The following is a 26,200-nucleotide window of genomic DNA, read 5'->3' as shown; positions in this document are numbered from 1 at the left end:
GTGTGATCACGCGACGAGGGTCTGGGGTAGGCAGAGAGGAGCGTCCGGCGAAAGCCGCAGCCGATCGGACCGCTCCCACCAGCCCGAGGTGTGATCGGCGAGCGGTGTCTGTCCCCTGGCGAGACGGCGGACAGCGGCGCCGAGTTCGGTTTCCAGCACACCGGGTCGTGCGGCGTCGAACACCCCGGCTTCGTAGCGGCCGTGATCTTCCGTCAGCAGACGGTCCCACCCGACCGAGCCGACAAGCGCCCAGACCGTCACGGCTTCAACAGCCACGCCTGACCAGCGCGCCTCCACCGCAGCGCGCCAGCACTGGTTCAGCCAGAGCGCCTGTTGGGCCGGGTCACAGCCGAGGTGGCATTCGGTGATGGCGACCGGGAGGCCGTACCGGTCATGCAACAGGCGCAGGTCACGGCTCCAGCCGGGCGTCCAGTCTGCGGAGGCGCGCACCGCTTCCGTGTCCGCGTAGGCGATCCAGCCGTTGCCGCCATGCAGTTGCTGCGGATGCCGATCCAACCGGTGATCCAGGAAGCGATCGCTGGTGACGTAGTGGTTGAGACCCACGACATCCGGGGGAGAGGCCTCTTCAAGGATCGCCCGCAGCCGGTCGGCCAGACCCAGGCCTGCCAGATGGGTGTGAAGGGTATGGGTTTCATCGACCCGTCCGCACAGCAGGTCCCAGGTCATCAGCCGGCGGTCGTTCTCGTAGGTGGCCTGAGCTTCGCAGGGCGCGGTGGCGTAGGTCCGGCCGAAATCCTCGGTCTGGATCAGACGCGCGCCTGGCGTCACGGCGCGGATCGCTTTCATGGCCCCGATCGTGGCCTCGATCTGTATCAGCAAGGCGGTCCAGAAGCTTGTCTCGTCCTTCATGTGGGGACGCCACAATCCGTAAAGGCAGCTGAATCGCGCCGTGGTCAGCGGTTCGTTGACCGGCGTCCAGTCCATCACCCAGGGATAGCGGGCAGCGACACGCGCGGCATGAGCGGCCAATCCATCCCTGAAACTCGGCTGGGTCAGATCTGTCCAGCGGGGGCCTGCCCCGTGATGCACCAGACCGACAACAGGCTGGATGCCCAGCGCCTGAAGGCGCGTCATCATCGTGTCCGCTGCACTCCAGTCGAAGATGCCCGGAGCGATTTCAATCCGCTCCCACAGAATGGCGACCCGAAGCTTGCGCAGACCGAGGTCGGCGAACCGGTCCAGATCTCCCGGCCGATCATCGTGGCCGGTCAGCTGCAGTTGATCGAACGTCCGGTCGCCCACCTGATTGACGGTGCACTCCGCGCCGCCCCACAGCTGAAGATCCGCACCGGTCAAGCGACCGCCTCCACGATCGGGTGGAATCCGAACCTGGGCGCCTTTCGCCAGGCGACGGCATCCGCGACGATGTCATTCAGCGAAGAACGTTCCGTGCGCCAGCCGAGGACGGCCCTGGCACGGGAAGGATCGGCCACCAGCATGGCGGGATCGCCTTCACGGCGAGGTCCCGTCGCAAACGGCGTGGTTCGCCGAGTGGCTTTATCGACCGCGGCGATGACCTCCAGGACGGAATGGCCGACGCCCGAACCCAGGTTGAAGGCGTCAAACCGGGTCGGCCCCAAGGGCGTGGTCAGGGCGAGGACGTGAGCGCGCGCCAGATCGCAGACATGCACATAGTCCCGCAGACAGGCGCCGTCCGGCGTCGGATAGTCGGAGCCATGAACGGTCAGGGCCGGTCCCAGGCCCAGGGCCGCCTCGATCGCCAGGGGGATCAGATGACTCTCGCAGGCGTGCGCCTCGCCCAGATATCCTGACGGGTCGGCGCCCGCAGCGTTGAAATAGCGCAACACCACGCCTTCCAGACCATAGGCCCGGGTGTGGGCGGCGATGAGACGCTCGGCGGCGAGCTTGCTGTCGCCATAGGGGTTCAGAGGCGCCTTCGTAGCCTCCTCCGACAGGCGGTCCTGCCCATCACCCGCAGGCTGGCCGTAGACCGCCGCCGTCGAGGAAAAGACCATCCTGGCGACCCCGGTTTCGCGCATGGCGCCGAGAACGGCGGCGACTCCATTCAGGTTGATGTCCCAGAACATCTCCGGCGCCGTCACCGACCGTCCGACTTCAATAAGACCGGCGAAATGGATGACCGCGTCGATCTCGAACTTCGCCATGACTTCGGTCAGACGCGTCTGGTCCCGCACGTCGCCGTTGACCATCGAGCCCCAGCGCACGGCCCCCCGATGCCCGTTGCTGAAGTCATCATAGACAACCGGACGCAAGCCTGCGTCCGCCAGGGCCTTGGCTGTATGCGAACCGATGTAGCCGGCGCCGCCGGTGACCAGAACGGTCTTTATCGTCATGAAGTGATACTCCGCCGTGGACGGAGAAGCGCGTGCGCAGGCCACTGTTCCGAAAGTCGGCCATCGGTCTTTGGGCGCGTTCACCTATGTGAATGCGCCCGGTCGGCAATGCGCTCACTGGTAGGAGATGACATTCGCCGAACATCTTCCGCGCGATTTCGTTGATCTCGCGCCGACCCGCCCGTCCACTGTCGTTAGAAGCGAGACGCTCCGGCTCTGGCAGGCGTTTGCACCCTTGCCTCCCGAACATCGCCGTCAAGCGCTCGCCTCGGGCGTGGTGGAAACGGTCAAAGCAGGGGAGTTGCTCCTGGACGCCGGCGGCGTAACCGTCGTGGTGTCGGGCTGCCTGGCCACCTTCGTCATGAACACCGGCGTGGCGGCGGAAATTCTCGGCCCCGGAGGATGGGTCGTCAGCGGTGGAAGTCGACCGGTGCGAGGTCAGTGGATCACGGACGGCGAAATCTACCGGGTCGCGCTTGAAGATTGGCGGGCCCGATCAGGACCCGAAGGGCTCGTGCATCTGCTGGAGGCTGCCGACAACCGGCGCGTGGTGCTGGAACGCAGACTGATCTGCGCTGTCCGTCATCTTTCAACGGCTCGCGTCGCCGATCTGTTTCTGGCGGTCCATGAGGCCGTTCCGGGGCTCGAGATCCAGATGTCCCAGGAACAGGTCGGGGGATTGCTCAGCCTCAGGCGAACCACAGTGAACGCCTCCTGTCGTCTCCTGGAACAGGACGGAGGATCGCGAACCCGTCGAGGCAAGGTGCGGGTTGTTGACGCCGCGCGCCTGGCTCTGACGGCCTGTGGTTGTCGTCAGTTCAGCAGGCTGGAACTCGCGGCGGCGTGAATGGATGCTGGTCTGCCGGTGCTCGGCCAGCGAGAGATCAAGCTTCGGCGGTTGGTTGCGGGAAGACTTCATGGACGAGGAAAACAGACAGAACATCGCCGAGGAACGGGCTCATCGCTATGCGCCCGCCCCCTCGGGACGGTCCGCAATGGCCGGCTTGTGCGTGGCTGTCGTTGCGGTGGGTGGCGACTTCATCATCAGCGGCTTTTACGGCCTGAGGCCATTGGAGCATTGGCCGCTCATTCTGATTCTGGGCGTCGCGGGTTTCCTCGTCGGTCTACTCGGACACAAGAGGCTGGCTCGCGCCAACCGAAAAGCCGCCCGTGCAGAACGCCGCGGGGTCGATGCCGAACAGGATGATCTTCGCTAGGCGCCACCTCCAAACGCAGATCTCGGGCTCTCGCGCGGAATGTCTCCTCGCGGTCAACGACCGCATGAGCGCAGTTGGCGCAGGCGTGACGGAACAGGAGTACTATCTTGGGAGGCAGGGAGGCCATCCGTGGGAGGTTGGCCATGCGCCAGTCTGACCTTTTCCTCATCCCTCGTCGGCCTTGGAACGCGGGCCGTCTCATCGGCCCCAAGGCTCCGCTGAAGCCGAAGCACATCTGGGCGATCCGACAGCAGCTAAAGGTCGCCAAGCGCGTGCGCGACCTCGCCATGTTCAACTGCGCGCTCGATGCAAAACTCCGAGCTTGTGACTTGGTGAAGCTCCGCGTGAGTGACGTCGCGCCGGGCGGTTCACTGAGGCTCCGATCCACCGTCATCCAGCAGAAGACCGGACGACCGGTGCCTTTCGAGATCACAGAGCCGGCCCGCGACGCCATAGCTGCTTGGCTGGTTGTTCGAGGGCAACGGGACGACGACTGGCTTTTTCCGAGCCGGAGCCGCGCCGGCCTTCACATCGGCACTCGCCAGTACGCACGGCTGGTCGATCAATGGATTCGATTGATCGATTTAGAGCCAGCGGCGTACGGGACGCACAGTTTGAGGCGGACGAAGGTTTCGTTGGTCTACAAGAAGACCGGGAATCTCCGAGCCTGCCAGCTGCTCCTCGGTCACCGCAAGCTCGAGAGCACCGTCCGCTACCTGGGTATTGAAGTCGACGACGCTCTAGAGCTCTCCGAGCAAATCGACCTCTGACACTCGCCCGGGTTCGCTCAGCGGACCCGGTTTCAGTCTGCATTGGGTGGGAAACCGCCTTAACCTATGGGCCGTAAAGCAGACCCTGCAGGTCCGTCTGAATGTCGTGTTGCCGCCGGACTGCCAATGTCCGCTTGTGATGCTGTGGACGGCTCTCCAACCCACCGGCGGCGTTAGGCCTCCGGCAGAGCTGGAGGAGAGCCATGGGACATGTAGCCACGATTGGTTTGGACATCGCGAAGTCGGTGTTCCAGGTGCACGGCGTCGATGCTGAGGGCGGCGTCGTCATTCGACAGAAGCTGACGCGAGCGCGGCTGCTGAAGTTCTTCGAGAAGCTGGCTCCCTGCCTGGTCGGGATCGAGGCCTGCGGAACGGCGCATCACTGGGCGCGCGAGCTGATCGGCTTGGGCCACGATGTCCGGCTGATGCCGCCGAGCTATGTGAAGCCGTACGTGAAGCGCCAGAAGAACGACATGGCAGACGCGGAGGCGATCTGCGAGGCGGTCACCCGGCCGACCATGCGTTTCGTGCCGGTGAAGTCGCCGGAACAGCAGAGCGTCATGATGCTGCACAGGACCCGGTCGATCCTGATCCGCCAGCGCATCCAGATCTCGAACGCGATCCGCAGCCACATGGCGGAGTTCGGCATGGCCGCCGCCGTCGGGAGGCAGGGACTGCATTCGCTGATCGAGGTGGTTCACGATGCGGCTGACGAGCGTGTTCCGGTCGAGGCTCGAGGATGTCTCGCCATGCTGGCTGCGCAGCTGCAGCTGGTGAACGAGCAGGTCTTGGAGACCGACCGACTGATCCGCACCAACGCCCGATCGACCGAGATCGGGCGCCGACTGATGGAGATTCCCGGCGTGGGCCCGCTGCTGGCCAGCGCTCTGGTTGGCACAATCGCCGATCCAAGCGCCTTCAAGACCGGTCGCAATCTCGCGGCCTGGATCGGCCTCGTCCCGAAGCAGAACTCCAGCGGCGGCAAGGAGCGGCTCGGCGGGATCACCAAGCAGGGCGATCGCTACCTTCGACAGATGCTCGTCGTCGGCGCTCTGGCTGTCGTGCGCTACGCCGTTCGGAACGGCACGCGCCGGCCGTGGCTGGTCCAACTGCTCGCAAGGCGAACGCCGAAGGTCGCAGCCGTCGCCCTCGCCAACAAGACCGCGCGAATGGTCTGGGCGATCATGACCTCGGGCGAGCGCTACAGAGAGCCGCTGGCGGCATAAAGACAGGTCGAGGCTCAGCGCCGAGGCCGACGAACTTGGGAAGGGCGGACAGGATGTAATGCGACAGCCGGTCGATACCGGAAGGCGGGAAAACCCACTTGCGCCAGAGCGCCTCGAGCGCGTGCTTTTGGTCGGGACCCGTCTTCGCGGAAGGCATTATGGCCAGCGGTCATGCGTACCGCACCAACAGGTCGAACACATGGCCGCACCGACCAGCTCAGCAGAACGTCAGATCACCCTTGCCAACGGGGAGCCGTCCACACATGGCGCATTGCAGACGGCGGTTCACTTTCACGCAAGACCCTCGGCACGGCGGTATTGTAAAGGCCGAACTATCATATGGGTCGCGGCCTTGCGCTGGGGCGCCCGGCGCACTCCCTCTCAACTGATGCTGCTGATCGGCGCTGGCCCCAAGCGTCAAACGCGCTAGACTCTCCTGATGAAGTCGACCCTCGACCATTTGCCGGAGCGTCAGCAGCAGGAGCTCGCGCACATCCGCACGACCCTGCTGACCGAATTCGAGGCCGCCCTGCGTCAGGGCGCCGGCGGTACGGCGGAGTGGCGCAAGGGCGGTCAGGTCCTGAAGATCATCCTGTTCGGCAGCTATGCGCGCTCGGACTGGGTCGACGAGCCAGACAACGGCTATCTCTCCGACTTCGACCTGCTGGTCGTCGTCAGCCATTCCAAGCTGACCGACATCGCCGACTACTGGTGGGTGGCCGAGGACAAGATCCTGCGCGACGAGAACGTCGGCCGCACCGTCAATCTTATCGTCCACGACCTCGCCGAAGTGAACCAGGGCCTCAGTCGCGGAGACTACTTCTGGACCGACATCGCCCGCGACGGAGTCGTTTTGTATGACTTGCCGGGCCATGCCTTGGCGACACCACGGCCTATGACGCACGGCGATGCGCTTGAGATGGCACAGCGCTACTTCGCAAAGCATGCGTCTTCTGTTGGTGAATGGCTGGACCTTGCCGAGTATTCGCTGGCCAAGGGGCGGGAAGGCGACTGGCCGAAGAAGGCAGCGTTCAACCTCCATCAGGCAGTGGAGACCGCCTACATCTGCTTCCTGCTGGTCCAAACCTTCTACTTCCCTCGCTCCCACAACATTAAATTCCTCCGCTCATTGGCGGAAGATGTCGACAAGAGCCTCACCCAGGCCTGGCCCCGAGAACACAGGCTGGACCGCCGCCGCTTCGAGACCCTGAAGCGCGCCTATGTCGAGGCTCGCTATTCTGACCAATACGACATCAGCACCGACGACCTCGAAGCCCTCGCCGCGTCCGTCCGACAACTCCGAGATCTTGTGGCCAGATCGTGCGAGGACCGCCTGAACGAGCTGCGCGACCGCGCACGAGGCGGGTGACCTCAAACGGTCCACGCGCGAGCGTCCGCGCCAGGTTCCTTCGCTAACCCCCTTTTTCGGGAGGCCAGTCCGTTAAAGATCGAGGACTCAGGCCCGCCCCGCTCCGTCCCTGAACCGCCATTTCATGGTCAGTACGATTGCCGCCATCACAAGCGCGAAGCTGTTGGCGACGGTCACGGGCCACGCCTGGGTCATCACGCCATAGATCACCCAGAGCACGAAGCAGGTGACGGTCAGCGCATAGGTTCTCAGGCTGACCGCTGAGGCGTCCCGATCCCTCCAGATCTTGTAGGCCTGGGGGATGAAGCTGGTGATGGAGCAGAGCGCGGCGGCGGAGCCGACGGTGTTAGCGATCAGGTCACTCATGACCCGGCAACATGAGCGTCGCCGTTCCGTTCCTTTTGGACCCGCCGGCAGGCCTGAGTTCATGGCGCGGCGGCCGGAACGGACGCCGACAGGCGCCCCCGCTGAGCGCGGCGTCCCAAGCTTTCCGCGACGGGTGACGGATCTGGAGCGGACGGCTCGGCGATGGTCTGTTAAGATCACGCCATGACGGCCGCGCCTCTTCCGCCCAGACACTATCCGACCGCCCGCGCCAAATGCGCCGACCTGGTGGTCCATCTGACGGGCCTGACCTTCGCCCTGTTCGGGGGCGGGGTCCTGCTGGGTCTTTCGGTGGCGCGCGGCGACCTGAGCCTGATTTTCGCGGTGGGCGTCTACGCCGCCGGCCTGCTCGCCATGCTGGGCTTCTCGACCGCCTATAATTTCGCCCGCCCGCGCTGGCGCCCGTTGCTGCGACGCCTGGATCATGCCGGCATCTTCCTGATGATCGCCGGGTCCTACACGCCGTTCACCACCCACAACCTCACCGGCGCCTGGGCGTGGACCATGACGGCGACGGTCTGGACGCTGGCGGGGCTGGGCGCCCTGGGCAAGCTGTTCCTGCCGGGCGTCGGCAAGCGCTTGTGGGTGGGCCTCTACATGGCGCTGGGCTGGCTGGTGATCATCGCCTTCAAGCCGATGCTCGCGCATGTCTCTTGGATCGCTCTTCTCCTGCTGGCGATCGGCGGGGGGCTCTACATGACCGGCGCGGTCTTCTACATCCGCAAGACGCTCGGCTGCTTCCGGGCGATCTGGCACGGCCACGTGGTCGCCGCCGCGGGTGTCCACTGGACGGCCATCCTCCTGGGCGTGGTTCTCACCTCCTCGAACTAGACCGGGCGCTCGCAGGACGTAACGGCGGCTTTCACCGGGTTTCGCCCTCGTTTTGCGGAGCGCGGATCGTCGCGGTCGTCGCAGGCGTGACGCAACGGTCCATGGCGACGCTGGCTTTGCGTCGTCCGACCCTATCTGTGCAGGGCGAAGGAGACGACATGGCGACCGGCTGGGCACATGAGGGCGCTGTCCTCGATCAGATCCACGACACCATCAGCGACGGGGTCACCGGAGCGAGATCGCGCTTGCCCAGGGGCGAGGGTCGTCCGGACTGCATCGAGTGCGGCGAGGACATCCCTCCAGCGCGCCGTCGGGCCATGCCGGGCGTCACCACCTGCGTGGGATGCCAATCCGGCCGCGATCGACAGGTCAGCCATGCCCTTTTCAACCGCCGGGGCAGCAAGGACAGCCAGCTTCGCTAGACCCGCCTGGCGCCGACAGGACCGGTCTTCATCCGGGTCGCGCCTGCGCTCGATCCATGACAGCCGATCCAGAGACGGGCAGGACAGGGGCGATACCGTCATCCGGCGTGCGCTCTACTCCTCGAAAGGCGGGACGCCCCGACAGCGGTTTGAAGCCCGCCCGTCCGCCCGCCGTCCGGCGTCGGACGTTTGGAACCGAGCGGGGGATGGGTCGTTCCGGGCCCCACGCGGCGACGTCGCCACGCGGAGACCGGTCGAGTGCCTGATTACTACTGCATCATCCATATGCCCGGCGCGCCCTGCCGGGACATCGTTGGCGTCGGTTCGGCCGACGACGCGCAGGCCTGTCAGGAGACGGAGCGCCTCGCCGCGCACTGGCCGGGGTTCGAGACGATCGCGCTCTACGACGGGGAACGGCCGGTGGCGGTGCTCGCCAATCCGCAGCTCGGGTTCGCTGCCGAGCCGCTCGACCTTCCGAACCTGGCGGCGTGACGCCCCTTCGTCTGGCCATTCTCGGCGACTCGCTGACCGCGGGCTACGGTCTCAAACCCTCCGAGGCCCTGCCGGTTCGCCTGCAGGCCGCGCTGGCGCGCCTCGGCCTAGCGGCCACGGTTCTCAACGCCGGGGTCTCGGGCGACACGACCGCCGACGGCCTGCGTCGGCTCGACCGGGACATTCCGGACGGCCTGGATCTCTGTCTGGTCGCGCTGGGCGCCAATGACATGATGCAGATCATCCCGACCCAGACGATCCGGCGCAACCTCGACGCCATCCTCGTCCGCCTCGCCGCGCGCGGCATACCGGTGATGTTGTGCGGCATGCGTGCGCCGCCGTGGTTCGGCCTGTACGCCGTGGCCTTTGACGGCCTGTTTGCGGAGGCGGCCCGCCGCCACGACGTCGCGCTCGATCCCTTCCTGCTGGCCGGGGTCGCCCTTGATCCGGCCTATGCCCTGCCGGACCGGATCCATCCCAACGCCGCGGGGATCGAGATCGTGGCGGACCGGCTGGCCCCCGGGGTGGCGGCCGCCCTAGGGCGCCAGGGACGCCAAGGCTGAATACACGGCCGTTCTCCAGGGCGTCGCCGGAGCGGGGGCGGCCTCTGTCGCATCGCGGACAGTTCGGGGGATTTCGGAACCGCGCGCCGCGGCCGGGCTTGGCTGACCATAGACGCCCGAACCGGAGAGACCCATGACCCGCACATCCCAACCGTCCCCTCCCGCAGGATCGCCGCCCGCCGGCGACGCGCCCGCCGACGAGCTGCTGATCGACGGACAGGAGGAGGTATTCTCCAGGACGGAGGTCGAGAGCGGCCGCATCGAGCACCATGCCGGGGCAGGCTCGGGATCCACCGACGGTCAAGATGGCCGGGAGCCGGCCAAGACCAGTCGGCGACGCCGCTAACGTCGCCTGGAAGACGGGCGCGCCGGTCGTGTTGCCTTCGGCCCCGGCTCCAACTCCGGCTCTGGCCCCGTCTCCGGCTTTGCAGAGGCGGGTGCGGCCGCTTCGGTGCGGCCCCCCGGCTCGATCCGCTCGGGGGCGGAGGCGCCGTGGCGCGTTTCGGTCTGCGTCGGCCCCGGTCCCGGCTCTCCGACGCGGACCTGTCCGACGCCCGCCGTCTCGTTGACGTCGCGCCCTTCGCGTCGATCGGACGTCATCGCCGTCCCCCAAGCTCGCGCTGGACGTCGCGGAAGCCTTCGCCGACGCGCGCGACTGCGCGCGCCAGCGCGCGTTCGGTCACGCCGAACCGGAGGGCCCCGTCCGCGGTCGCGCCGGCCCCGGTCAGGCGGACCGCCGGCTCGGCGGTCTCCGGCACGGCGCCGTTCCCGGCCATCGCGCGTCTCATGCCCGCTCCGTGTCGCGCAGGAACGCTTCCAGATCGCGGGCGGTCAGCCGCCGGGGCGGCGCCGCCCCCTCGGAGGGCGGGGGGTGGCGGTGGCAATGGCCTTCGATGATCGACATGGACAGCTCCGGTTGAGAACAACCGAAGGCCGGTCGGCGGCGCTCAGGTTCCGTCTGTCCGATGGGCGACAGTCTCTCCGGACGGCGCGCCTCGCATCTCCGGTCCGGTCGAGCCGACCCGCAGCGGTTCGCTTGAGGTGAGGGACGCGCGCTTCATGCCGGGGGTGTCGAAGGGCAGGACGACCCGGCCGCTTCGGTCGATGGCGATGAGGCCGCCGTCGCCGCCCAGCCGGCCGACCTCGGCGATCACCGCCTGCGCCGCCGTCTCGAGGTCCGCGCCGGCGTACCGCAGGCGGGCGGAGACATCGTAGGCGGCCACCGCCCTGAGGAATCCCTCGCCCTTGCCGGTGCAGGAGACGGCCACGCGGTCGTCCGCCCAGACCCCGGCGCCGGGCACGGGACTGTCGCCGACCCGACCGGGCGCCGCCCCATAGACGCCCCCGGTCGAGGTCGCCGCGGCGAGACGACCCGACCTGTCCAGGGCCACCGCCCCGACGGTGCCGTGGCCGTCGGCGAGGTCGGCGGGATCGAAGCCGTCCGGCTGTCGAAGCCAGGCGTCGAGGTCGGTCACGACCTCCAGGTCCTGATCCCGCGCAAAGGCCCGCGCGCCCTCTCCCACCAGCAGCACCGCCGCATCGGCGTCGAGCAGGCGCCGGGCCGCCGCCACCGGCGAGGCGAACCCCTGCAGGGCCGCCACCGCCCCGGCCCGCCGGGTTGGCCCGTCCATGAGGGCGGCGTCCAGCTCCACCTGTCCCCAGTCGTTGCGCGCCGATCCCCGCCCGGCGACGAAGAGGCCCGACGCCTCCAGCGCGACGACAGCGGCCTCAACCACGTCCAGGGCGGCTGCGCCGGCCGAGAGTTCGGCGCCGGCGCGGCCGGCGACCTCCGCCATGCAGGCCTCGGCGCGACTGTAGTCCCGGTCGGGCTTGACGCCCGCGCCGCCGTGCAGGGCGAAGGCCCAGGGGGAGGGGGCGCTCAAGGGAAATCTCCATGGACAGGCGGGGAACCACGGCCGCCGACGGACGGTTGGGCTGCAAAACGGAGACCGCCATGACGGACATCGACCCGACCCCTGAGCCCGGCGCCGAAAAACTGGCCCGGATCCGATCCCTTCTCGAGACCCACGAGGGTTCGCCCGATGCGGTCTTGGACGCCATCGCCGAGGTGATCGGCCGGCGCGAACCGGCGCGCGAGACCTATCAGAAGCCCTGGGGCTAGCATCGGCGCGTCAGCACGGCGCCGACGGCGGCGATGCGCTCGACCTCGCGATAGTCGTCCCGCGCCAGGAGCCCCCCGAACACGTCGGGGTCGAGCTCGCGATAGGCAAGGGCGATATCCTCCGTGAGCAGGCCTTCTAGGGCGGTGCGCACCCCATCGACCCCCTCGACGACGGCCGCGCCCGTATAGAGGACGAACCGTCCCCCGACCGTGAGCCTGGGCAGGCCCGCGCGGACCCAGTCGAGGGCCAGTTCGGCCCCCATCAACCCCCCGCCGTCCCGGTACAGGCGCCCGCCGCGGCCGGCGATGTAGGGGGGATTGGCGACGATGAGATCGAAGGCGCCGTCGACCGCTCCGAGGCCGTCCCCGTGGACGGGCCGCACGTCCAGGCCGGCGTGCGCCGCATTCACGTCCAGGTATCGAAGGGCGGTGGCGTTGAGATCGCCGCCGATCACGCTTGCGCCGGGCCGGCGGGCGGCCACGGCGAGCGCTCCCGCGCCGGCGCCCGCGCCGATGTCGAGCGCACGGGCGACCGGACGGCCGTCGGCGAGCACCTGGTCGATCAGGTTGACGAACCGGTAGCTGTCGGGCCCCATAAAGACCGCGTCCGCCTCGATGCTGCGGGCGGAATGAAGGACCAGCCGTCCGTCGAGGCGGCTGACGCGGACCGTGAGCGCGGCCAGCCCGTCCCCGGCGCTGCGCACCACCCCGGCCCGCTCCAGGGCTTCGACGAGGGCCGCCGGCAGATCGGCCGCATCGAACGGCCGGGTCCAGCCGAAGATATCCCGCAGATGCCCCGGCCGGGCGCGGTCGAGGCGTTCGGCCACCCGCGCGTGCGTCGCCGGCGTCGGCGTCACGAAGTCGTAGCCGGCGGCTTCAAGACGCCCGAGCACCTCGCCGAGCGCCTGGATGTCGAGCGCCCCCGTGGCGGCGCTCACGCCGACTTCAGCTCGGCGCGCGCGCCCCAGAGGTGTTCGCGATAGGCGTCGTAGCAGGCCGCCCCGGCCATCAGGCGCATGACCGCGCCCTCGGCCAGACTGGGCAGGCAGTCCGGCCGGGTCTCGGCCAGCGGGCGCAGCACCTCCGCGTTCCAGGTCCGGGAGTGCTCCACGTCCAGGGTGGCGTGCAGGGCGTAGTATTTGCGCTCGGGGCCCACCCCCAGCCGTTTCAGACCCGCCGCCACATGTCCGGCCCGCCAGGGCGCCGTCAGCTCGACGGCGCCGAGCGCGCCGAGGGCGTGGAAGGCGTAACGCCGGGTGGTCGAGAAGGCGACCAGGACGTTGCCCAGGGCCAGCGAGGGCCAGACGGTCTCTTCGATGCGCGGGTGCAGGTCCAGGTGATCGGCGAGCCGTCCCAGCATGGGCCCGTGCATTCCGGCCTCATTGCCGCGCCCCATCTCGTCCCAGTAGTTGCGGGCCAGTTCCAGCTTGGGGCGATCGGGCATCTTGACCTGCGCCATCGCGACGAGATCCTCGAAGCCGGCCTCCCCGGCCACCTCCTGCAGCAGGAACCAGCGCATCTGCTCCAGGTCCGCCTCTTCGGCCAGCCAGGGGAAGAGCGGATCGTTCTCGCCGGGACCGAACCCCTTCAGGCGCTCGAACCAGGCGATGAAGCCGTCCGGGTCCGTGGGCAGGTCGCGCAGCCAGGGCGCGGCGTCCTCGCGCAGGCGCTCGATGAAGGCCCCCTCCACCAGGACCAGCTCGGCGTCCTCCTGCGCCAGCTCGACCCAGTCGGCGGTGGGCGTGGAGGGTTCGAGACGGCGATGATTCCAGCGCGTCAGGCGACGGTGGAAATCGGCGGCGTTGGTCCGTTCAGGTCGGAGGGGGGTGGCGTCGGCGGCGGGCGTCATGGCTCTGTCTCCCAGATCGGCGGGCTCAGGATACGTTTGGCCGCGAGCGGAGTTCCCCAACGATTTCAGTTTCTTGCAGCACATCCTGAGTCGCAAATCCGACACAGGAACCGTTGCTCGCCAGGCGGATTGTCGCACTCCGGAGAGAGGTATTGAGATGCACGAGGGCTATCAGTGGATCCTGCGCCCGCAGGACGGACAATGGTTGTGGCGCGCGGTGACGCGGGACGGCCAGGCCGTTCTCGCCGAGGGCCTGGCCCGCACCCGGGCGGAAGGCGCGGCCTATCTGGCCCGCACGATGTCGCTGGCCAGCCTCGCCGCGGACCGGACGGCGGCATGAGCGGCGTCGAGATCGGGATGCGGGTGCTCGAATGCGCCGTCTACCGGGGCCCCCATCTCTATAGTGCCCGCCCGATGATCCGCATCCAGCTGGACCTCGGACCGCTGGAAGCCTTTCCGACCAGCGCCCTGCCGGGTTTCACCGATCGTCTGCTCGACCAGCTTCCCGGCCTGGCCGGTCACGGCTGTTCCTATGGCAGGCCGGGCGGCCTGGTGCAGCGGATGCAGGACGGGACTTGGCTGGGCCATGTGATCGAGCATGTCGCCCTTGAGCTTCAGACGCGCGCCGGCGCGCGGACGACCCGCGGCAAGACCCGCTCCGTGAAGGGACGCCCCGGGGTCTACAACATCCTCTACGTCTACGAGGGCGAAGCGGCCGGACGCCTGGCGGGCCGCCACGCCATAGAACTCGTGCAGGCCCTGCTGCCGCCGGACCTCACCAGGCTGGAGGGACTGGACCTGATCGCCCCCGCGTCCGCAACCGGGGATGTGGAGCGCCGGGTGGACGCGATCCGGGCGGCGCGCAAACGGGAGGCCTTCGGTCCCTCGACGGCCGCCCTGGTCGACGCCGCGCGTCGCCGGGGGATCCCGATCCAGCGCCTGAACGACCAGAGCCTGGTCCAGCTCGGCTGGGGCGCCCGTCAACGCCGGCTGCGGGCCAGCGTGACCGGGGGCACCGGCCTGATCGCCGCCGAGGCCGCCGGAAACAAGGCGGAAGCCAAGGCGCTGCTCGAGGGCGTGGGGCTCCCCGTCGCCCGGGGCGTCGTCGTCCGTACGCTCGAGGAGGCGCTCGCGGGCGCCCGGCGCCTTCGATATCCCCTCGTCACCAAGCCGCTCGACGGCAACCACGGCCGGGGCGTGACGACCGGCCTGGCCGACGCGGCGGCGCTGGCTCTTGGATTCGAGGAGGCGCTGCGCCACGGCCGGCGGGTCATCGTCGAGGAGCAGCTTCCCGGGCGGGACCACCGGATTTTGGTCATCAACGGCGAGGTGGTGGCGGTCGCGGAACGCGTCCCGCCCCAGGTGGTCGGGGACGGCGTCCGCAGCGTTTCGGACCTGGTGGCGGAGGTCAACGCGGACCCCCGACGGGGCGTCGGCCACGAGGCGGTCCTGACCCGCATCCGCCTCGACGACGTCGCGGCGCTGGACATCCTGGCGCGCCAGGGCCTGACGCCGGACGGCATCCCCGCCGCTGGGCGGACCGTGGTGCTGCGCACGACCGCCAATCTCTCGTCCGGCGGCTCCGCCATCGACCGCACGGCGGACATCCACCCCGACAACGCCGCCATCGCGCGGCGGGCCGCCCGGGTCATCGGCCTGGACGTGGCCGGCATCGACCTTTTGGCCCCCGACATCGCCAAGCCGGTGCGGGACACCGGGGGCGGCATCGTCGAGGTCAATGCGGCCCCCGGGCTGCGCATGCACCTGGAGCCGTCCGTGGGCGAGGCGCGCGACGTGGCCGGGCCGGTCATCGACATGCTCTACCCCAGGGGCAGCCGCGCCCGGATCCCCATCCTGGCGATCACCGGCACCAACGGGAAGTCGACCGTCGGCCGCATGACCGCCCACGTCTTCGCCCGACAGGGCCGGACCGTCGGCCTGACCAACACCAGCGGCGTCTATATCGGCGACGAGCAGGTGTCGGCCGCGGACGCCAGCGGACCCAAGAGCGCGCGGATGGTGCTGCGGGACCCGACCGTGGAGGTCGCGGTGCTGGAGTGCGCGCGCGGCGGCATCCTGCGCGAAGGCCTGGCCTTCGACCGCTGCGACGTCGGGGCGGTGCTGAATGTCCAGCCGGACCACCTCGGCCTCAAGGGCGTGAACAGTCTCGAGGACCTGGCCGACGTGAAGTCGGTCGTGGCGGAAAGCGTCTCGCGACGCGGTGTCAGCGTGCTGAACGCCGACGACCCGCTCACCATCCGGATGGCCCGCCACGCCGGGGGCCGGGTCGGATGGTTCACCCTGCGCGGCGGCCCGGAGACGCCGCCCTTCGTCCTGAGGCACATCGCCGAGGGCGGCCTCGCCGTGGTCCTGGATCCGACCGACGACAGCCTGGTCCTGCACGACCGGGGCGAGACGACGGTGGTCTGCCGGGCGCAGGACATTCCCGCCACCCTGGGCGGACACGCCCGGTTCAATGTCCAGAACGCCCTGGCCGCGATCGCCATGACCCATGCCGCCGGCGTGGCCGCGGCGGACATCCGCGAGGCGCTGGCCAGCTTCCATTCGACCTTCGAGCAGAACCCGGGCCGTCTCAACATTCACGACGACCATGGCTTCCGCGTCATCCTCGACTACGCCCACAATCCGGACGCCCTGCGCGCGCTCGGCCAGCTGGTGGCGGCGGTCAAGCCGCAAGGGGCGCGCAGCATCGCCATGGTCAGCATCCCCGGGGACCGGCGCGAGTCGGAGATCCGGGCCATGGGCGAAATCTCCGCCGAGCTTTTCGACATCCTCGTCTTCCGCGAGACCCCGGACAACCGGGGTCGGCCGAAGGGCGACGTGATGCGCCTGATGTCCGAGGGCGCCGCACAGGCGGGCTGCGATCCGTCGCGCATCCACCAGGTCTACGAGGAGGATGACGCCGCCCTGGCCGCCCTCGGCCTGGCGCAGCCCGACGACGTCGTCGTCCTGATGCCCACCCGCGTCTCCCGTGTCTGGGGGATGGTGAAGGGCTTCCGGCCCTCCCGGCGCCAGACCCCGCCCGACCCTGCCCCCATCCTGGAGCCCGCCCATGGCTGATCGACCTGGCCCCCTGCTGATCATCGGCGGCCACGAGGACAAGGACCGCGACCGGGTCATCCTGAAGGCCGTGGCGGAGCGGTTGAACGGCGGCCGCCTGGTGATCGCCACGGTCGCGTCCCATGAGCCGGAGGGCTATTTCGAGGCCTACCAGAAGGCCTTCGGCGCCCTGGGCGTCACCGACCTGGTCGAGCTCTATGTCGAGGAGCGGGCCGACAGCGGCGGGGCCGAGGCGCTGGCGACCCTGGACGGCGCCGCGGCCGTCTTCTTCACGGGCGGCGACCAGCTGCGGATTTCCAGCCAGATCGGCGACACCGGCCTGGAGCGTCGCATCCTCGACCTGCACGCCGCGGGCGGGCTGATCGCCGGCACCTCCGCGGGCGCGTCGGTGATGAGCGAGACCATGCTGGTCAAGGGGCCCAGCTCCGAGTCCTACCGGATCGGGGAGGTTCACATGGCGCCCGGCCTGGGCCTGATGAAGGACGTGATCATCGACCAGCATTTTGCCGAGCGGGGCCGCTATGGCCGCCTCCTCGGCGCCGTGGCGCACAATCCCCGCCTCCTGGGTGTGGGGATCGACGAGGACACCGCCCTGCTGGTGGAAGGCCGGGCCGGGCGGGTGATCGGCTCCGGCGCAGTCTATGTGGTCGACGGCGAATCGGCGACCCACTCCAACATCGCCGAGGCGAAGGCCGACCGCGCCCTGTCGATCTTCGACGTCCGGACCCACGTCCTGTCGAGCGGCGACCGCTTCGACTTCAACCGGCGCCGGCCCACATGCGGCTCCGACGATGACGAAGGGACCTGACGCCATGATCCGCTTCCCGCAGCTCCAGGCGGCGCAGGACGACCTCCTCGCCCTGTGCGGTCGGTCCCTTGAGGGTCGCCCCCTCGCAGACAGGGCGGGGCATGCAGATGAACTGTGCCGGCGCGCCACGGTCCTCACCCAGGTGCGGGAGGAGGTGGTGCATCCCTGGCTGGTCGACCGTCTGCCGGCCGCCGCCCACGATCTCGCCGTCATCGAGTTCGACCTGGTTCGGGTGCTGGTCCACGAGCTGGTCGCCAGCCGACCCAGAGACCTGATGTACGACGCCCTGGTGGAGAGCCTGTGCCGCCTGCTGCGCCGTCGGTTCGAGGCCGAAGTCGGCCCGGCCGGCGAGTGGACGACGCTGGCCCCGGACGCATGCCGGGAGGTTGATGACATCGCCGCAGCGCGCTTGCGGGCGCTCGATGAGGCGGGGCAGGGCGGCCATTGGACGCCCCTGCAGCCCTACGCCCTTGAGAGCCTTCGCAGCGCCATCCCGGCCGGCGCCATCCTCTGGTCCGACCTGTGACGCCCGTGTCGGCTACGCGACCTTTGGAACCCTCTCGACGCACGCCGCTTGGCTCACGGCAGCCCAGGACAATCGCCCCATGACCGAACCGCTATCCACCGACGCCGACGTGCAGAGCCCCGCCTTCACCGACGATGACCGGGTTGAGGGGGCGCATGACGCCACCAGCGTCCGCGCCGTCATGATCAACCGTCCCCGGCAGGCGCTCTACGCCTACTGGCGCGATGTCGCGCAGCTTCCGACCTTCATGGAGAATGTGAAGGCGGTCGAGGTGATCGACGACCGGCGATCGAGCTGGACCGTTGCGGGCCCCGCCGGCGTCGATGTCGAGCTGGTCAGCGAGATCACCGAGGACCGCCCGGGCGAGTACATCGCCTGGCGCTCGACCGAGGAGAGCGACGTCGACCACGAGGGCTGGATCGAGTTCCGGGACAACCCTTACGGACGCGGCACCGAGGTGCGGGTGCTGATCAGCTACGACCCGCCCGCCGGCGCGGTCGGCAAGCTGGTCGCCAAGGTGCTCCAGCGGGAGCCGCGCGTCCAGGCCCGGCGCGAACTGCGCCGCTTCAAGCAGCTGATGGAGACGGGCGAGATCCCGACCTCCAGGGCCCCGGACGCGGCGCCGCGCGCCGATCGTCATTTCTGATCCCGGAAGGAAACTCCATGCGCGCCCTGACCTGGCACGGAAAACACAATGTGCAGGTGGACACGGTCCCCGACCCGCAGATCGTTAATCCGCGCGATGCGATCCTCAAGATCACCGCAACCGCGATCTGCGGCTCGGACCTGCACCTGTACGACAGCGTCATCCCCGGGATGTCGAACGGCGACATCCTGGGCCATGAGTTCATGGGGGAGGTCATCGAGGTCGGGCGCGGCAACACCAGCCTCCAGGTCGGCCAGAAGGTGGTGGTGCCGTTCGTGATCGCCTGCGGCTCCTGCTTCCATTGCGGCAAGCAGCAGTTCTCCGCCTGCGACAATTCCAACCCCGCCGACAAGTCCGACGCCTCGGAGATCGCCTACGGCTATCCCGCCGCGGGCCTGTTCGGCTATTCGCACCTGACCGGCGGCTATGCCGGCGGCCAGGCCGAATATGTCCGCGTCCCCTATTCCGACGTCGGCCCCATCGTCGTCCCGGACGGGATCGAGGACGAGCGCGTCCTGTTCCTGTCGGACATCTTCCCCACCGGCTGGATGGCCGCCGAGAACGCCGGCATCGAGCCGGGCGATACGGTGGCGATCTGGGGCTGCGGCCCCGTAGGCCTGTTCGCCATCAAGAGCGCCCGGCTGATGGGGGCAGCCCGCATCATCGCCATCGACCATCACCCGCGCCGGCTGGCGCTGGCCCGGTCCAACGGCGCCGAGGTGCTCAACTACCATGAGGTCAAGGTCCGCGAGGCCCTGATGGAGATGACCGCCGGGATCGGTCCGGACGCCTGCATCGACGCGGTCGGCATGGAGGCGCACGGCTTCGCGCCCGACAACATCATCGACGCGGTGAAGCAGGAGACGAAACTCGGGACCGACCGCCAGCATGTGCTGCGCGAAACCCTGATGGCCTGCCGAAAGGGCGGTCGGGTCTCGATCCCCGGCGTCTACGGCGGCATCGGCGACAAGCTGCCGATCGGCGCCCTCATGCAGAAGGGCCTGACGATCAAGACCGGCCAGACCCATGTGCAGAAATACCTCCCCGAACTGCTCCAGCTGGTGCTTGACGGGAAGATCGACACGACCGACCTGATCAGCCACCGCCTGCCGCTCGAGCAGGCTCCGGAAGCCTACAAGAACTTCCATGACAACCCGAACGAATGGACCAAGGTCGTCCTCAAGCCCCACGGGTGATCCGGCGCCGCGCGGGGGGCGCCGTAGCGGTCCGCGTCTCAGGAGGCCAGGGATCCGGTCGCCGTCGGCGCCCGGGCGACGCGCCGGCAGCCGCAGGCCGCCGCTTCCAGCTCACTGACGCTGTGAATGCGGATCTGGCCCCGCACCGTGCGGATCACGCCGGCCTGCTGGAGCGCCCGGCAGGAGGCGTTGACGGTGGTTCGCCGCAGACCCAGCATCCGGCCGAGGCGATCCTGGGACAGACGGGCCGCGGCAAGGCCCGTGGCCGCCTGGACCGCCACCAGAAGATCGGCGACGCGTTCCGTCGCGAGGTGCCGGGCGGCGCAGGCCAGCCCCCGCTCAAGGCTTTCGCGACGCTGGTCGACGCCATCGAGCAGATGGGACAGGCCCTCCACGCCGGCCGTTTCCGTCCAGTCGCGGAGCGTGGTGCGGTAGAGCCGGCCGTCGCTGATCCATTCCCCGCTGATCGGCCTGTGCGCTCCCGTGGCCAGGACATCTCCCGGCCCGAGGATATCCGCGGACAGCCCCGACGCGCCCACATGGACCGCAAAGGCGCCGGCGACGATCACCGCCACCTCGCCGCCGAGCTGAAGCGCCTGCCCCGCCCGCCAGGGCTCGACCTGGCCCCGGGTCAGGGCCCACCGTCGCCGCTCCATCGCCAGGGGCGAGAAGGCCTTCCACAGCTCCAGGGTACCGTCGTCGAAATGCAGGGGCTGCAGCGGCACGGTGGCGCCGGGGGTGTCGGGTTCGGGAAGGGCCGGATCGAGCAGGGCCTCGTGGGGAGCGAAGGTCATTCCGGACTGTCCCCTCCCTCGCCGACCGCCGCATTCACATAGGTGAACGGCTTCGCCGCAGGGTTGCGTCAGACCGGTTCGGCCTGGAGCCGCAGATAGGTCGCGTCGAATTCCGCCAGGCCGGCCAGACCGTCCCAGTCGAGGATGACGACCCGACTCTGCGTCCAGGTCAGCATCTGCCGGGACCGGAGTTCCGCGATCAACCGGTTCACGTGCACGGTCGACAGACCCAGCACATCGGCGAGGACCGCCTGCGACAGGGGCAGGTCAAAGGCCTTGCCCGAGGCGGCGCCGATCACCTCCATGCGGGTGCACAGCTCGCAGAGCAGGTGGGCCATGTGCGCGAGCGCGGTGCGTCGGCCCATGGAGGCGATCCACTGCCGATGGATGGCCGCGTCGATCACGGTGTCGAGCCAGAGCAGTCGCGAGAGATGGGGATGGCTTTCGGTCAGCCGCCGGAGCGCCGTGTGGGGCGCGGGCTGGACGATGCAGTCCGTCAGCGCCAAGACACCGTGGTCCATCTCCTTCATGACGAAGCTGTGCAGGTCGATGAAGTCGCCGCTGATATTGAGCTGGGTGATCTGCCGCCCGCCGTCTCCCAGGGTCACGTAGCGGGCCGCAAATCCCTCCACCAGCAGGGTGCTCTGGAGGGGGCGGTCGCCTTCGCGAACGATGTCGGAGCCGGCCGGTACGGTCTGAACCGCCCCCAGCACAGCGCAAAGGGCGGCCTCTTCCTCGCGGCTGAGGCCGTCCCGTCGGCGCAGTTTCTCGACAAGCCTATCCAATTCCACCCTCGCGCCCTCCCGTAACGCTCGGGGGACCTAGCCGTTGCCCGTGAGGCCGTCGTTCACATAGGTGAATGACGCGTCGCGACTCATTCTCGGCGGACCGGACCCTCGCCGCGCGCGCGGGTCCGCGCCGTCGCGCTCGGCGACAGCGATGGACAGAGGGTCTATTTCGCCAGTTCGGTCGTTGTTCCGGCGCCCGGCCCGGCGCCGAGGTCCGCCCCGGTCACCGGGTTGCTGGCGGGGTTGGACGCCGTGCGTTCCGCAAAGGCCGCGACCGACGCCTGTTGCGTGCTGTCCAGGTCGACGCTGGCGGTCCCGTCCCCGCCATCGACTGCGACCTGCTGGTCGGGATCCTCGACGAATTCCCATTGCGCCCCCTCATTCCACGGCCCGCGCGCATCGCCCTCGCCGCGGGACAGGTCGTAGTACTTGTCGCTGAATTCCGGCAGTCCGCCCAGCTTGCCGGCGGGGAAGTTCGGCTCGATGGCGTAGAGCGCCTTCTCGAAGGATTTCTGGTGGGCGACCTCGCGGGTCATCAGGAAGGCCAGGGCGTCCTTGATGCCGGGGTCGTCGGTGACGTTGATCAGACAATCTTCGCCCGCGACTCGGCGGCGATGTTGGAGCGGAGATCGCAGACCGGATCCCCGATCGAATCCACATAGGCCGCGGTCCACGGCACGCCCGCGGAGTTCACCAGCGCCGGAGCGCCGCCGTACAGGATGGAGGTCGTATGGCTTTCGCCGCGATCATTGAGCGACAGATAAAGGTCGGCTTCCTCCAGGGCCGCCTCGGCCATCTGGCCCTTGGCGCCGCGGTTCAGCATCGCCACGATCGAGCCGATCACTTCCAGGTGGCTGAGCTCTTCCGTCGCGATGTCGAGCAGCATGTCCTTGCGGCCCGGATCCTCGTCGGCGAGCGCCTGGGTGAAGTAGCGCATGGCGGCGGCGAGTTCGCCCTGGGGGCCGCCGAACTGCTCCAGCATGAGGGTCGCCAGACCGGGGTTCGGTTCGGCGACGCGCACCGTGTACATCAGACGCTTGTTGTGCATGAACATGAGGCTGCTCCGGTTAGGACCTGTCGGCAACCTGGCCTTGTCGTCCCCGTTCGGAGTGTCACTCAAGCGACTCTACAGCCTGGCTGACGCGTTTGGCTGAAGACGCCGTCCACCGACGCGGCCGCCTTCCCGAGACCTGGAGCGGACCTTCGGGGAGCCTGCGCGCGAATGGCCGCGCGGCCAGGCTACAGCCGGCGAGACCGGGCGAGAGCGCTTGAAGGCTCTATTCGCTCAACACCCCATCTTCGCGGCAAAGCGGGCGCGTGCGGAACTCCGACCTCCGTCCGCGAGGGCGCTGCGGATCGGTTTCAAGGAACCGGCGGGGCAGGGCCCGGTTAGCCCCCCGACCTGGACGCGTCCGGCGTCCCGAGAGAGGGCTTCATGTACACGACAGACTACGAATTCATAGGCTGGCACGCGCTTGTCTACGAGTGGGCGCCCAAGGCGCTGGGCGCCGTCCTGATCCTCATCGCCGCCTGGCTCATCGGCAAGGCGGCCAAATGGGCGCTGGCGCGCGGGATCAACCGCATCCCCGGCGCCGCCAAGGCCTCCAGCAGCGATAATCCCAAACATTCGATCGGGGCCAGCCTCGGCGACGTCGCCTTCTGGCTGATCCTGCTGTTCGGCGTGGTGGCGGCGCTCGGGGTCCTCAGCCTGGGCCAGGTCGTCGCGCCGCTGAATTCGCTGCTGACCCAGATCGCCTCCTTCATCCCCAATGTCCTGGGCGCCGTCCTGATCTTCTTCATCGGCTTCGTCGTCGCGACGCTCGCCCGCCGGGTCGTCGAGGCCGCCCTGCAGGCCGCCCACGCCGACCGTTGGGTCGAGAAGGCCGGCCTGACCCGGGCGACCGGCTCTACGGGGGTCAGCGCCGCCCTGGGCGCTCTGGTCTTCGTGCTGGTGCTGATCCCGATCACCATCGCCGCGCTGGAGCAACTGGGCATCGAGTCCCTGACCGTCCCCGCCGTCGCCGTCCTGTCGACGGTGCTCGCGGCCATCCCCAACGTCCTCGCCGCCGCGATCGTCCTGGCGATCGGCTGGTTCATCGGTCGCTGGGTCGCCGGGCTGGTCGAGCGGGTCCTGCCGGCGACCGGCTTTGACCGGAGCATGTCTGGTCTGGCGGGCCTGACGCGGACCGGCGCCCCCGAGGCCCCGACGCCGACCACCGCCCCCTACGCAGGCGATGTGACCCCGGCGGCCGCCAAGGCCCTGTCGGGCGAGACCCCGCGGCGCATGACGCCGTCGGTCATTGTCGGCAAGATCGTCATGGCCGTGATCGTCGCCTTCACGGCGGTTGAGGCCGCCAAGCTCCTGCAGTTCGGCGCCATCGCCTACACCCTGCAGGAAATCCTCGCCCTGGCCGGCCACGTCATCGTCGGCGCCGCCATCATCACGGCGGGCGTCCTGATCGGCGGCGTCCTGGCCAATCTGATCAATCGCGGCACGGGCGGCGCCGACGGCTTCGCCTCGACCCTGGTTCGTTGGGCGACCATCGCCCTGGCCACGGCCATGGGCCTACGGTTCATGGGGATCGCCGACGACATCGTCCTGCTGGCGTTCGGCCTGATCCTCGGCGCCGCCGCGGTCGCCGCCGCTCTTGCGTTCGGGCTCGGCGGGCGCAACGCCGCCGGCCGCGTCGCGGAGGTGTGGGCCGACAAGGTCACCCGGCGTCCCCCACCGGAACAATAAAGCCTGATCGCCGCGGTCTGCCTCCAGGCCGCAGGGACACGTCGCCGAGGGCGGCCGGCCCGGGTCTAAAGGGTTCGGTCTCGCCCTCGCGATGCTGCGTTCCAAACGGGCCGCCCGCACGACGGTCGGGACAGGCGAGAGAGCCGCCGCACCGGGGGCGTGCGAGGGCGCGACAGCCCTTTCCAGCGTCTGTTTTTCGTCAACGCCAGACGATACGGCCCGTACCGTTGTGACCTGTGTCCGACACAGGAACCGGATCGTTCTGCTCACGCTGATCGGTCTCAACAGGAGACCCCCATGTCCGTCATCGACAAGGCGCTCGCCGCCGTCACACCCCAACCTTCCGCCGAGAAGCGGGCGGAGGCGACCGCGAAGGCGCGGGCCGCGGCCGACCGCGGCGACTGGCTGAACATGGCGCTCGACCATCACGACCAGATCCGGTCGGCCTTCGAGACGGGGCGAGCGGCCAAGAGGGCGGCGGACCGCCGCGCCGCCATGGAGGCGCTGGCTCTCGTGCTGAACGGGCACTCGCTGGCCGAGGAGCTGGTGCTTTATCCGGCCATGGCCCAGTCCGGTCACAAGGGTCAGGCCGGCGTCGCCTACAGCGAGCAGACCACGGCCAAGATGCAGATGGCGGAGCTGGAGAACATCGCCCCGTCGTCTGACGCCTGGCTCGACAAATGGGAGCATATCGAGGGCGCGGTGCTCACTCACATGTACGAGGAGGAGCACGGGTGGTTCCTGCACCTCAAGGAGAAGGGTAAAAACCAGACCCGGCTCCGCGACCGGTACATCGAGGAGTTCGATCGCTATGTCGGCTGACCGGAACGGCGGCGAGGCGCAGGACCGGCCTGTCCCGCCATTGACGACTGAGCCGGAAGGCCACGTGGCGTCGCTCGCGCCGGAGGACGCTGGAAAACACCCCGTCAAGGTCACCCGGGCCGGGGAGCCGGGGTCTCGTCCGGATACACGCTCCACGGCCGCGGCGACCCGGTCGACCTGAGGCGTCGGGCTCGGCTTTTGGGGGACAGTCCGTCCCAGTCGGTGTGTCGGCGGATGTGGAATGAACCAGATGCAGGACCCATGCGACATCCTCATCATCGGCGCGGGGCCGGCGGGGCTGACAGCGGCCTGCTACCTCGCGCGCTACCGGCGCCGCGTGATCGTCGTGCACGACGGCCGCAGCCGCACGCTGCGCATCCCACTGACGCACAATGCGCCGGGCTTCCCCGGCGGTGTCGGGGGGCAGGAACTGATCAGCCGGATGGAAGAGCAGGCCCTTCTCTACGGCGCGCACATCCGGCGCGACCATATCGAGACGCTCAAGGCTGACGGCGACGGGTTCCGGGCGACCGGCGAGACCATCTACAGGGCGCGCGCGGTCATCCTTGCGACGGGCATCGAACTGAACGAGGTCGAACTGCCGCGTGAAGCCCATGAGCACGCGATCAACTGCGGTTGCCTGCGCTATTGCCCGGTCTGCGATGGCTTCGAGGCGAGCGACAAGGCCGTAGGCGTCCTCGGAAGCGACGTGCACGGCGCCCGCGAAGCCCTGTTCCTGCGCGAATACACCGCCGACGTCACGCTGATGCCCAGGACAGCGTCGGATCTCACGCCGGCCCAGCGGGCCGAACTCGCCGCCGCCGGCGTCAAGGTGGTCGAGAGCGCCGTCGCGCAGCTGTCTCCATCGGAAGAGGGACTGGCGGTGCGTCTCACGGATGGAACGCGCCTTCGGTTCGACGTCCTCTATCCCGCCTTTGGCTGTGTCCCGCGTTCGGAACTCGTTCGCCAGCTGGGCCTTGAGTTGACCGAAGACGGCTGCATCCAAACCGACGCCCACCAAGCCCTGGCGCTTCCGGGGCTCTACGCGGCCGGCGACGTCGTCGACGGCCTCGACCAGATCAGCGTCGCCGTTGGCCATGGCGCGATCGCGGCCACGCGCGCGCATAACTATCTGCGCGAGCTGGACGGGCGCGTGCTGCGGTCGGCTTGAAACTCCACACTGCCCCGCGCTGATGACGCCGAACCGCCCCACGCGGC

Annotated in this window: 29 protein-coding genes and 1 pseudogene; 20 read left to right on the top strand and 10 right to left on the bottom strand. The window is 68.9% G+C overall.

Annotated elements, in window-relative coordinates; genetic code table 11:
• Nucleotides 1–6: 6 nt before the first annotated feature.
• Both ACFQQC_RS12130 and galE read right to left on the bottom strand, forming a co-directional pair.
• Entirely contained in the window at nucleotides 7–1,317 is a 1,311-nt protein-coding gene (locus tag ACFQQC_RS12130) for a family 1 glycosylhydrolase (RefSeq protein ID WP_376862652.1), read from the bottom strand.
• A complete protein-coding gene (galE, locus tag ACFQQC_RS12125) occupies nucleotides 1,314–2,336 on the bottom strand; it encodes a UDP-glucose 4-epimerase GalE (RefSeq protein ID WP_376862651.1) in 1,023 nt (340 codons plus the stop codon). Before galE ends, ACFQQC_RS12130 begins: the two co-directional genes overlap by 4 nt.
• Nucleotides 2,337–2,463: 127 nt before the next feature.
• Here galE and ACFQQC_RS12120 point away from each other — a divergent pair, with 127 nt between their 5' ends.
• From ACFQQC_RS12120 to ACFQQC_RS12100, 5 genes are all read left to right on the top strand, one after another.
• A complete protein-coding gene (locus tag ACFQQC_RS12120; RefSeq protein ID WP_376862650.1) occupies nucleotides 2,464–3,183 on the top strand; it encodes a Crp/Fnr family transcriptional regulator in 720 nt (239 codons plus the stop codon).
• A 70-nt stretch (nucleotides 3,184–3,253) separates the two neighbouring features.
• On the top strand, nucleotides 3,254–3,553 hold the full coding sequence (locus tag ACFQQC_RS12115; protein WP_376862649.1) for a hypothetical protein: 300 nt from the start codon (nucleotides 3,254–3,256) through the stop codon (nucleotides 3,551–3,553).
• Nucleotides 3,554–3,696: 143 nt separating this feature from the next.
• The gene (locus ACFQQC_RS12110) at nucleotides 3,697–4,323 is read left to right on the top strand and encodes a tyrosine-type recombinase/integrase (RefSeq protein ID WP_376862648.1); all 627 of its coding nucleotides are present in this window, start codon (nucleotides 3,697–3,699) and stop codon (nucleotides 4,321–4,323) included.
• Nucleotides 4,324–4,526: 203 nt separating this feature from the next.
• Complete coding sequence (locus ACFQQC_RS12105) at nucleotides 4,527–5,549, top strand: IS110 family transposase (RefSeq protein ID WP_376862647.1); 1,023 nt, start codon at nucleotides 4,527–4,529, stop codon at nucleotides 5,547–5,549.
• Nucleotides 5,550–5,988: 439 nt separating this feature from the next.
• Nucleotides 5,989–6,918 (top strand): HEPN domain-containing protein, encoded by a 930-nt coding sequence (locus ACFQQC_RS12100; protein WP_376862646.1) that lies wholly within the window; start codon nucleotides 5,989–5,991, stop codon nucleotides 6,916–6,918.
• Between the two features lie 87 nt (nucleotides 6,919–7,005).
• Here the strand turns inward: ACFQQC_RS12100 and ACFQQC_RS12095 are convergent, their stop codons facing one another.
• Nucleotides 7,006–7,284 carry a SemiSWEET family sugar transporter gene (locus ACFQQC_RS12095; RefSeq protein WP_376862645.1) on the bottom strand — a complete coding sequence of 93 codons (279 nt, stop codon included), beginning with the start codon at nucleotides 7,282–7,284 and terminating at the stop codon, nucleotides 7,006–7,008.
• 183 nt (nucleotides 7,285–7,467) lie between these two features.
• Between ACFQQC_RS12095 and ACFQQC_RS12090 the strand changes: the two genes are divergently transcribed.
• The 5 genes from ACFQQC_RS12090 (at nucleotide 7,468) to ACFQQC_RS12070 (ending at nucleotide 9,956) form a co-directional block, all read left to right on the top strand.
• Nucleotides 7,468–8,133 (top strand): hemolysin III family protein, encoded by a 666-nt coding sequence (locus ACFQQC_RS12090; protein ID WP_376862644.1) that lies wholly within the window; start codon nucleotides 7,468–7,470, stop codon nucleotides 8,131–8,133.
• 101 nt (nucleotides 8,134–8,234) lie between these two features.
• The gene (locus ACFQQC_RS12085; protein WP_376862643.1) at nucleotides 8,235–8,555 is read left to right on the top strand and encodes a DksA/TraR family C4-type zinc finger protein; all 321 of its coding nucleotides are present in this window, start codon (nucleotides 8,235–8,237) and stop codon (nucleotides 8,553–8,555) included.
• A 258-nt stretch (nucleotides 8,556–8,813) separates the two neighbouring features.
• Complete coding sequence (locus ACFQQC_RS12080; RefSeq protein WP_376862642.1) at nucleotides 8,814–9,047, top strand: hypothetical protein; 234 nt, start codon at nucleotides 8,814–8,816, stop codon at nucleotides 9,045–9,047.
• A complete protein-coding gene (locus ACFQQC_RS12075; RefSeq protein WP_376862641.1) occupies nucleotides 9,044–9,610 on the top strand; it encodes an arylesterase in 567 nt (188 codons plus the stop codon). The genes ACFQQC_RS12080 and ACFQQC_RS12075 overlap by 4 nt, the downstream gene beginning before the upstream one ends.
• A 133-nt stretch (nucleotides 9,611–9,743) precedes the next feature.
• Nucleotides 9,744–9,956, top strand: a complete 213-nt coding sequence (locus ACFQQC_RS12070) for a hypothetical protein (protein ID WP_376862640.1) — start codon at nucleotides 9,744–9,746, stop codon at nucleotides 9,954–9,956.
• Nucleotides 9,957–10,206: 250 nt separating this feature from the next.
• On the opposite strand, the gene ACFQQC_RS12065 is transcribed toward ACFQQC_RS12070, so the two are convergent.
• Both ACFQQC_RS12065 and ACFQQC_RS12060 read right to left on the bottom strand, forming a co-directional pair.
• Entirely contained in the window at nucleotides 10,207–10,398 is a 192-nt protein-coding gene (locus ACFQQC_RS12065; RefSeq protein WP_376862639.1) for a hypothetical protein, read from the bottom strand.
• 159 nt (nucleotides 10,399–10,557) lie between these two features.
• Nucleotides 10,558–11,493 carry an isoaspartyl peptidase/L-asparaginase family protein gene (locus ACFQQC_RS12060; RefSeq protein WP_376862638.1) on the bottom strand — a complete coding sequence of 312 codons (936 nt, stop codon included), beginning with the start codon at nucleotides 11,491–11,493 and terminating at the stop codon, nucleotides 10,558–10,560.
• A 71-nt stretch (nucleotides 11,494–11,564) separates the two neighbouring features.
• Between ACFQQC_RS12060 and ACFQQC_RS12055 the strand changes: the two genes are divergently transcribed.
• Entirely contained in the window at nucleotides 11,565–11,732 is a 168-nt protein-coding gene (locus ACFQQC_RS12055) for a hypothetical protein (RefSeq protein ID WP_376862637.1), read from the top strand.
• Here the strand turns inward: ACFQQC_RS12055 and ACFQQC_RS12050 are convergent.
• Complete coding sequence (locus ACFQQC_RS12050) at nucleotides 11,729–12,670, bottom strand: methyltransferase (RefSeq protein ID WP_376862636.1); 942 nt, start codon at nucleotides 12,668–12,670, stop codon at nucleotides 11,729–11,731. The two genes, ACFQQC_RS12055 and ACFQQC_RS12050, sit on opposite strands and share 4 nt — an antisense overlap.
• Nucleotides 12,667–13,581, bottom strand: coding sequence for an iron-containing redox enzyme family protein (locus tag ACFQQC_RS12045; protein WP_376862635.1), 915 nt, complete (start codon nucleotides 13,579–13,581; stop codon nucleotides 12,667–12,669). The genes ACFQQC_RS12050 and ACFQQC_RS12045 overlap by 4 nt, the downstream gene beginning before the upstream one ends.
• Before the next feature lie 157 nt (nucleotides 13,582–13,738).
• Here ACFQQC_RS12045 and ACFQQC_RS12040 point away from each other — a divergent pair, with 157 nt between their 5' ends.
• The 6 genes from ACFQQC_RS12040 (at nucleotide 13,739) to ACFQQC_RS12015 (ending at nucleotide 19,838) form a co-directional block, all read left to right on the top strand.
• Complete coding sequence (locus ACFQQC_RS12040; RefSeq protein ID WP_376862634.1) at nucleotides 13,739–13,921, top strand: hypothetical protein; 183 nt, start codon at nucleotides 13,739–13,741, stop codon at nucleotides 13,919–13,921.
• A complete protein-coding gene (cphA, locus tag ACFQQC_RS12035) occupies nucleotides 13,918–16,662 on the top strand; it encodes a cyanophycin synthetase (protein WP_376862633.1) in 2,745 nt (914 codons plus the stop codon). Before ACFQQC_RS12040 ends, cphA begins: the two co-directional genes overlap by 4 nt.
• The gene (locus ACFQQC_RS12030; protein WP_376862632.1) at nucleotides 16,655–17,470 is read left to right on the top strand and encodes a cyanophycinase; all 816 of its coding nucleotides are present in this window, start codon (nucleotides 16,655–16,657) and stop codon (nucleotides 17,468–17,470) included. Before cphA ends, ACFQQC_RS12030 begins: the two co-directional genes overlap by 8 nt.
• Nucleotides 17,454–17,996, top strand: a complete 543-nt coding sequence (locus ACFQQC_RS12025; RefSeq protein WP_376862631.1) for a hypothetical protein — start codon at nucleotides 17,454–17,456, stop codon at nucleotides 17,994–17,996. The genes ACFQQC_RS12030 and ACFQQC_RS12025 overlap by 17 nt, the downstream gene beginning before the upstream one ends.
• Nucleotides 17,997–18,075: 79 nt before the next feature.
• A complete protein-coding gene (locus tag ACFQQC_RS12020) occupies nucleotides 18,076–18,642 on the top strand; it encodes an SRPBCC family protein (protein ID WP_376862630.1) in 567 nt (188 codons plus the stop codon).
• Between the two features lie 17 nt (nucleotides 18,643–18,659).
• Nucleotides 18,660–19,838: a zinc-dependent alcohol dehydrogenase gene (locus ACFQQC_RS12015; protein ID WP_376862629.1), complete on the top strand. Its 1,179-nt coding sequence runs from the start codon at nucleotides 18,660–18,662 to the stop codon at nucleotides 19,836–19,838.
• Between the two features lie 38 nt (nucleotides 19,839–19,876).
• Here the strand turns inward: ACFQQC_RS12015 and ACFQQC_RS12010 are convergent, their stop codons facing one another.
• The 3 genes and pseudogenes from ACFQQC_RS12010 to ACFQQC_RS12000 all read right to left on the bottom strand — a co-directional run bounded on the left by ACFQQC_RS12010 (nucleotide 19,877) and on the right by ACFQQC_RS12000 (nucleotide 22,450).
• Nucleotides 19,877–20,632: a Crp/Fnr family transcriptional regulator gene (locus tag ACFQQC_RS12010; RefSeq protein WP_376862628.1), complete on the bottom strand. Its 756-nt coding sequence runs from the start codon at nucleotides 20,630–20,632 to the stop codon at nucleotides 19,877–19,879.
• A gap of 68 nt (nucleotides 20,633–20,700) precedes the next feature.
• Nucleotides 20,701–21,423 (bottom strand): Crp/Fnr family transcriptional regulator, encoded by a 723-nt coding sequence (locus ACFQQC_RS12005; protein WP_376862627.1) that lies wholly within the window; start codon nucleotides 21,421–21,423, stop codon nucleotides 20,701–20,703.
• 161 nt (nucleotides 21,424–21,584) lie between these two features.
• A pseudogene (locus tag ACFQQC_RS12000) lies at nucleotides 21,585–22,450 on the bottom strand (manganese catalase family protein).
• Nucleotides 22,451–22,855: 405 nt separating this feature from the next.
• Here ACFQQC_RS12000 and ACFQQC_RS11995 point away from each other — a divergent pair.
• From ACFQQC_RS11995 to ACFQQC_RS11985, 3 genes are all read left to right on the top strand, one after another.
• The gene (locus ACFQQC_RS11995; protein ID WP_376862626.1) at nucleotides 22,856–24,160 is read left to right on the top strand and encodes a mechanosensitive ion channel; all 1,305 of its coding nucleotides are present in this window, start codon (nucleotides 22,856–22,858) and stop codon (nucleotides 24,158–24,160) included.
• Between the two features lie 297 nt (nucleotides 24,161–24,457).
• Nucleotides 24,458–24,982 carry a hemerythrin domain-containing protein gene (locus ACFQQC_RS11990; protein ID WP_376862625.1) on the top strand — a complete coding sequence of 175 codons (525 nt, stop codon included), beginning with the start codon at nucleotides 24,458–24,460 and terminating at the stop codon, nucleotides 24,980–24,982.
• A gap of 241 nt (nucleotides 24,983–25,223) precedes the next feature.
• Nucleotides 25,224–26,153 (top strand): NAD(P)/FAD-dependent oxidoreductase, encoded by a 930-nt coding sequence (locus ACFQQC_RS11985; protein WP_376862624.1) that lies wholly within the window; start codon nucleotides 25,224–25,226, stop codon nucleotides 26,151–26,153.
• The last annotated feature ends 47 nt before the right edge of the window (nucleotides 26,154–26,200 follow it).

Source organism: Brevundimonas sp. GCM10030266 (genome assembly GCF_042666595.1).
Taxonomy (GTDB): domain Bacteria; phylum Pseudomonadota; class Alphaproteobacteria; order Caulobacterales; family Caulobacteraceae; genus Brevundimonas.
Note: the sequence above shows the minus strand (reverse complement) of the source record. Positions and strands in the feature narration are given on the sequence as shown.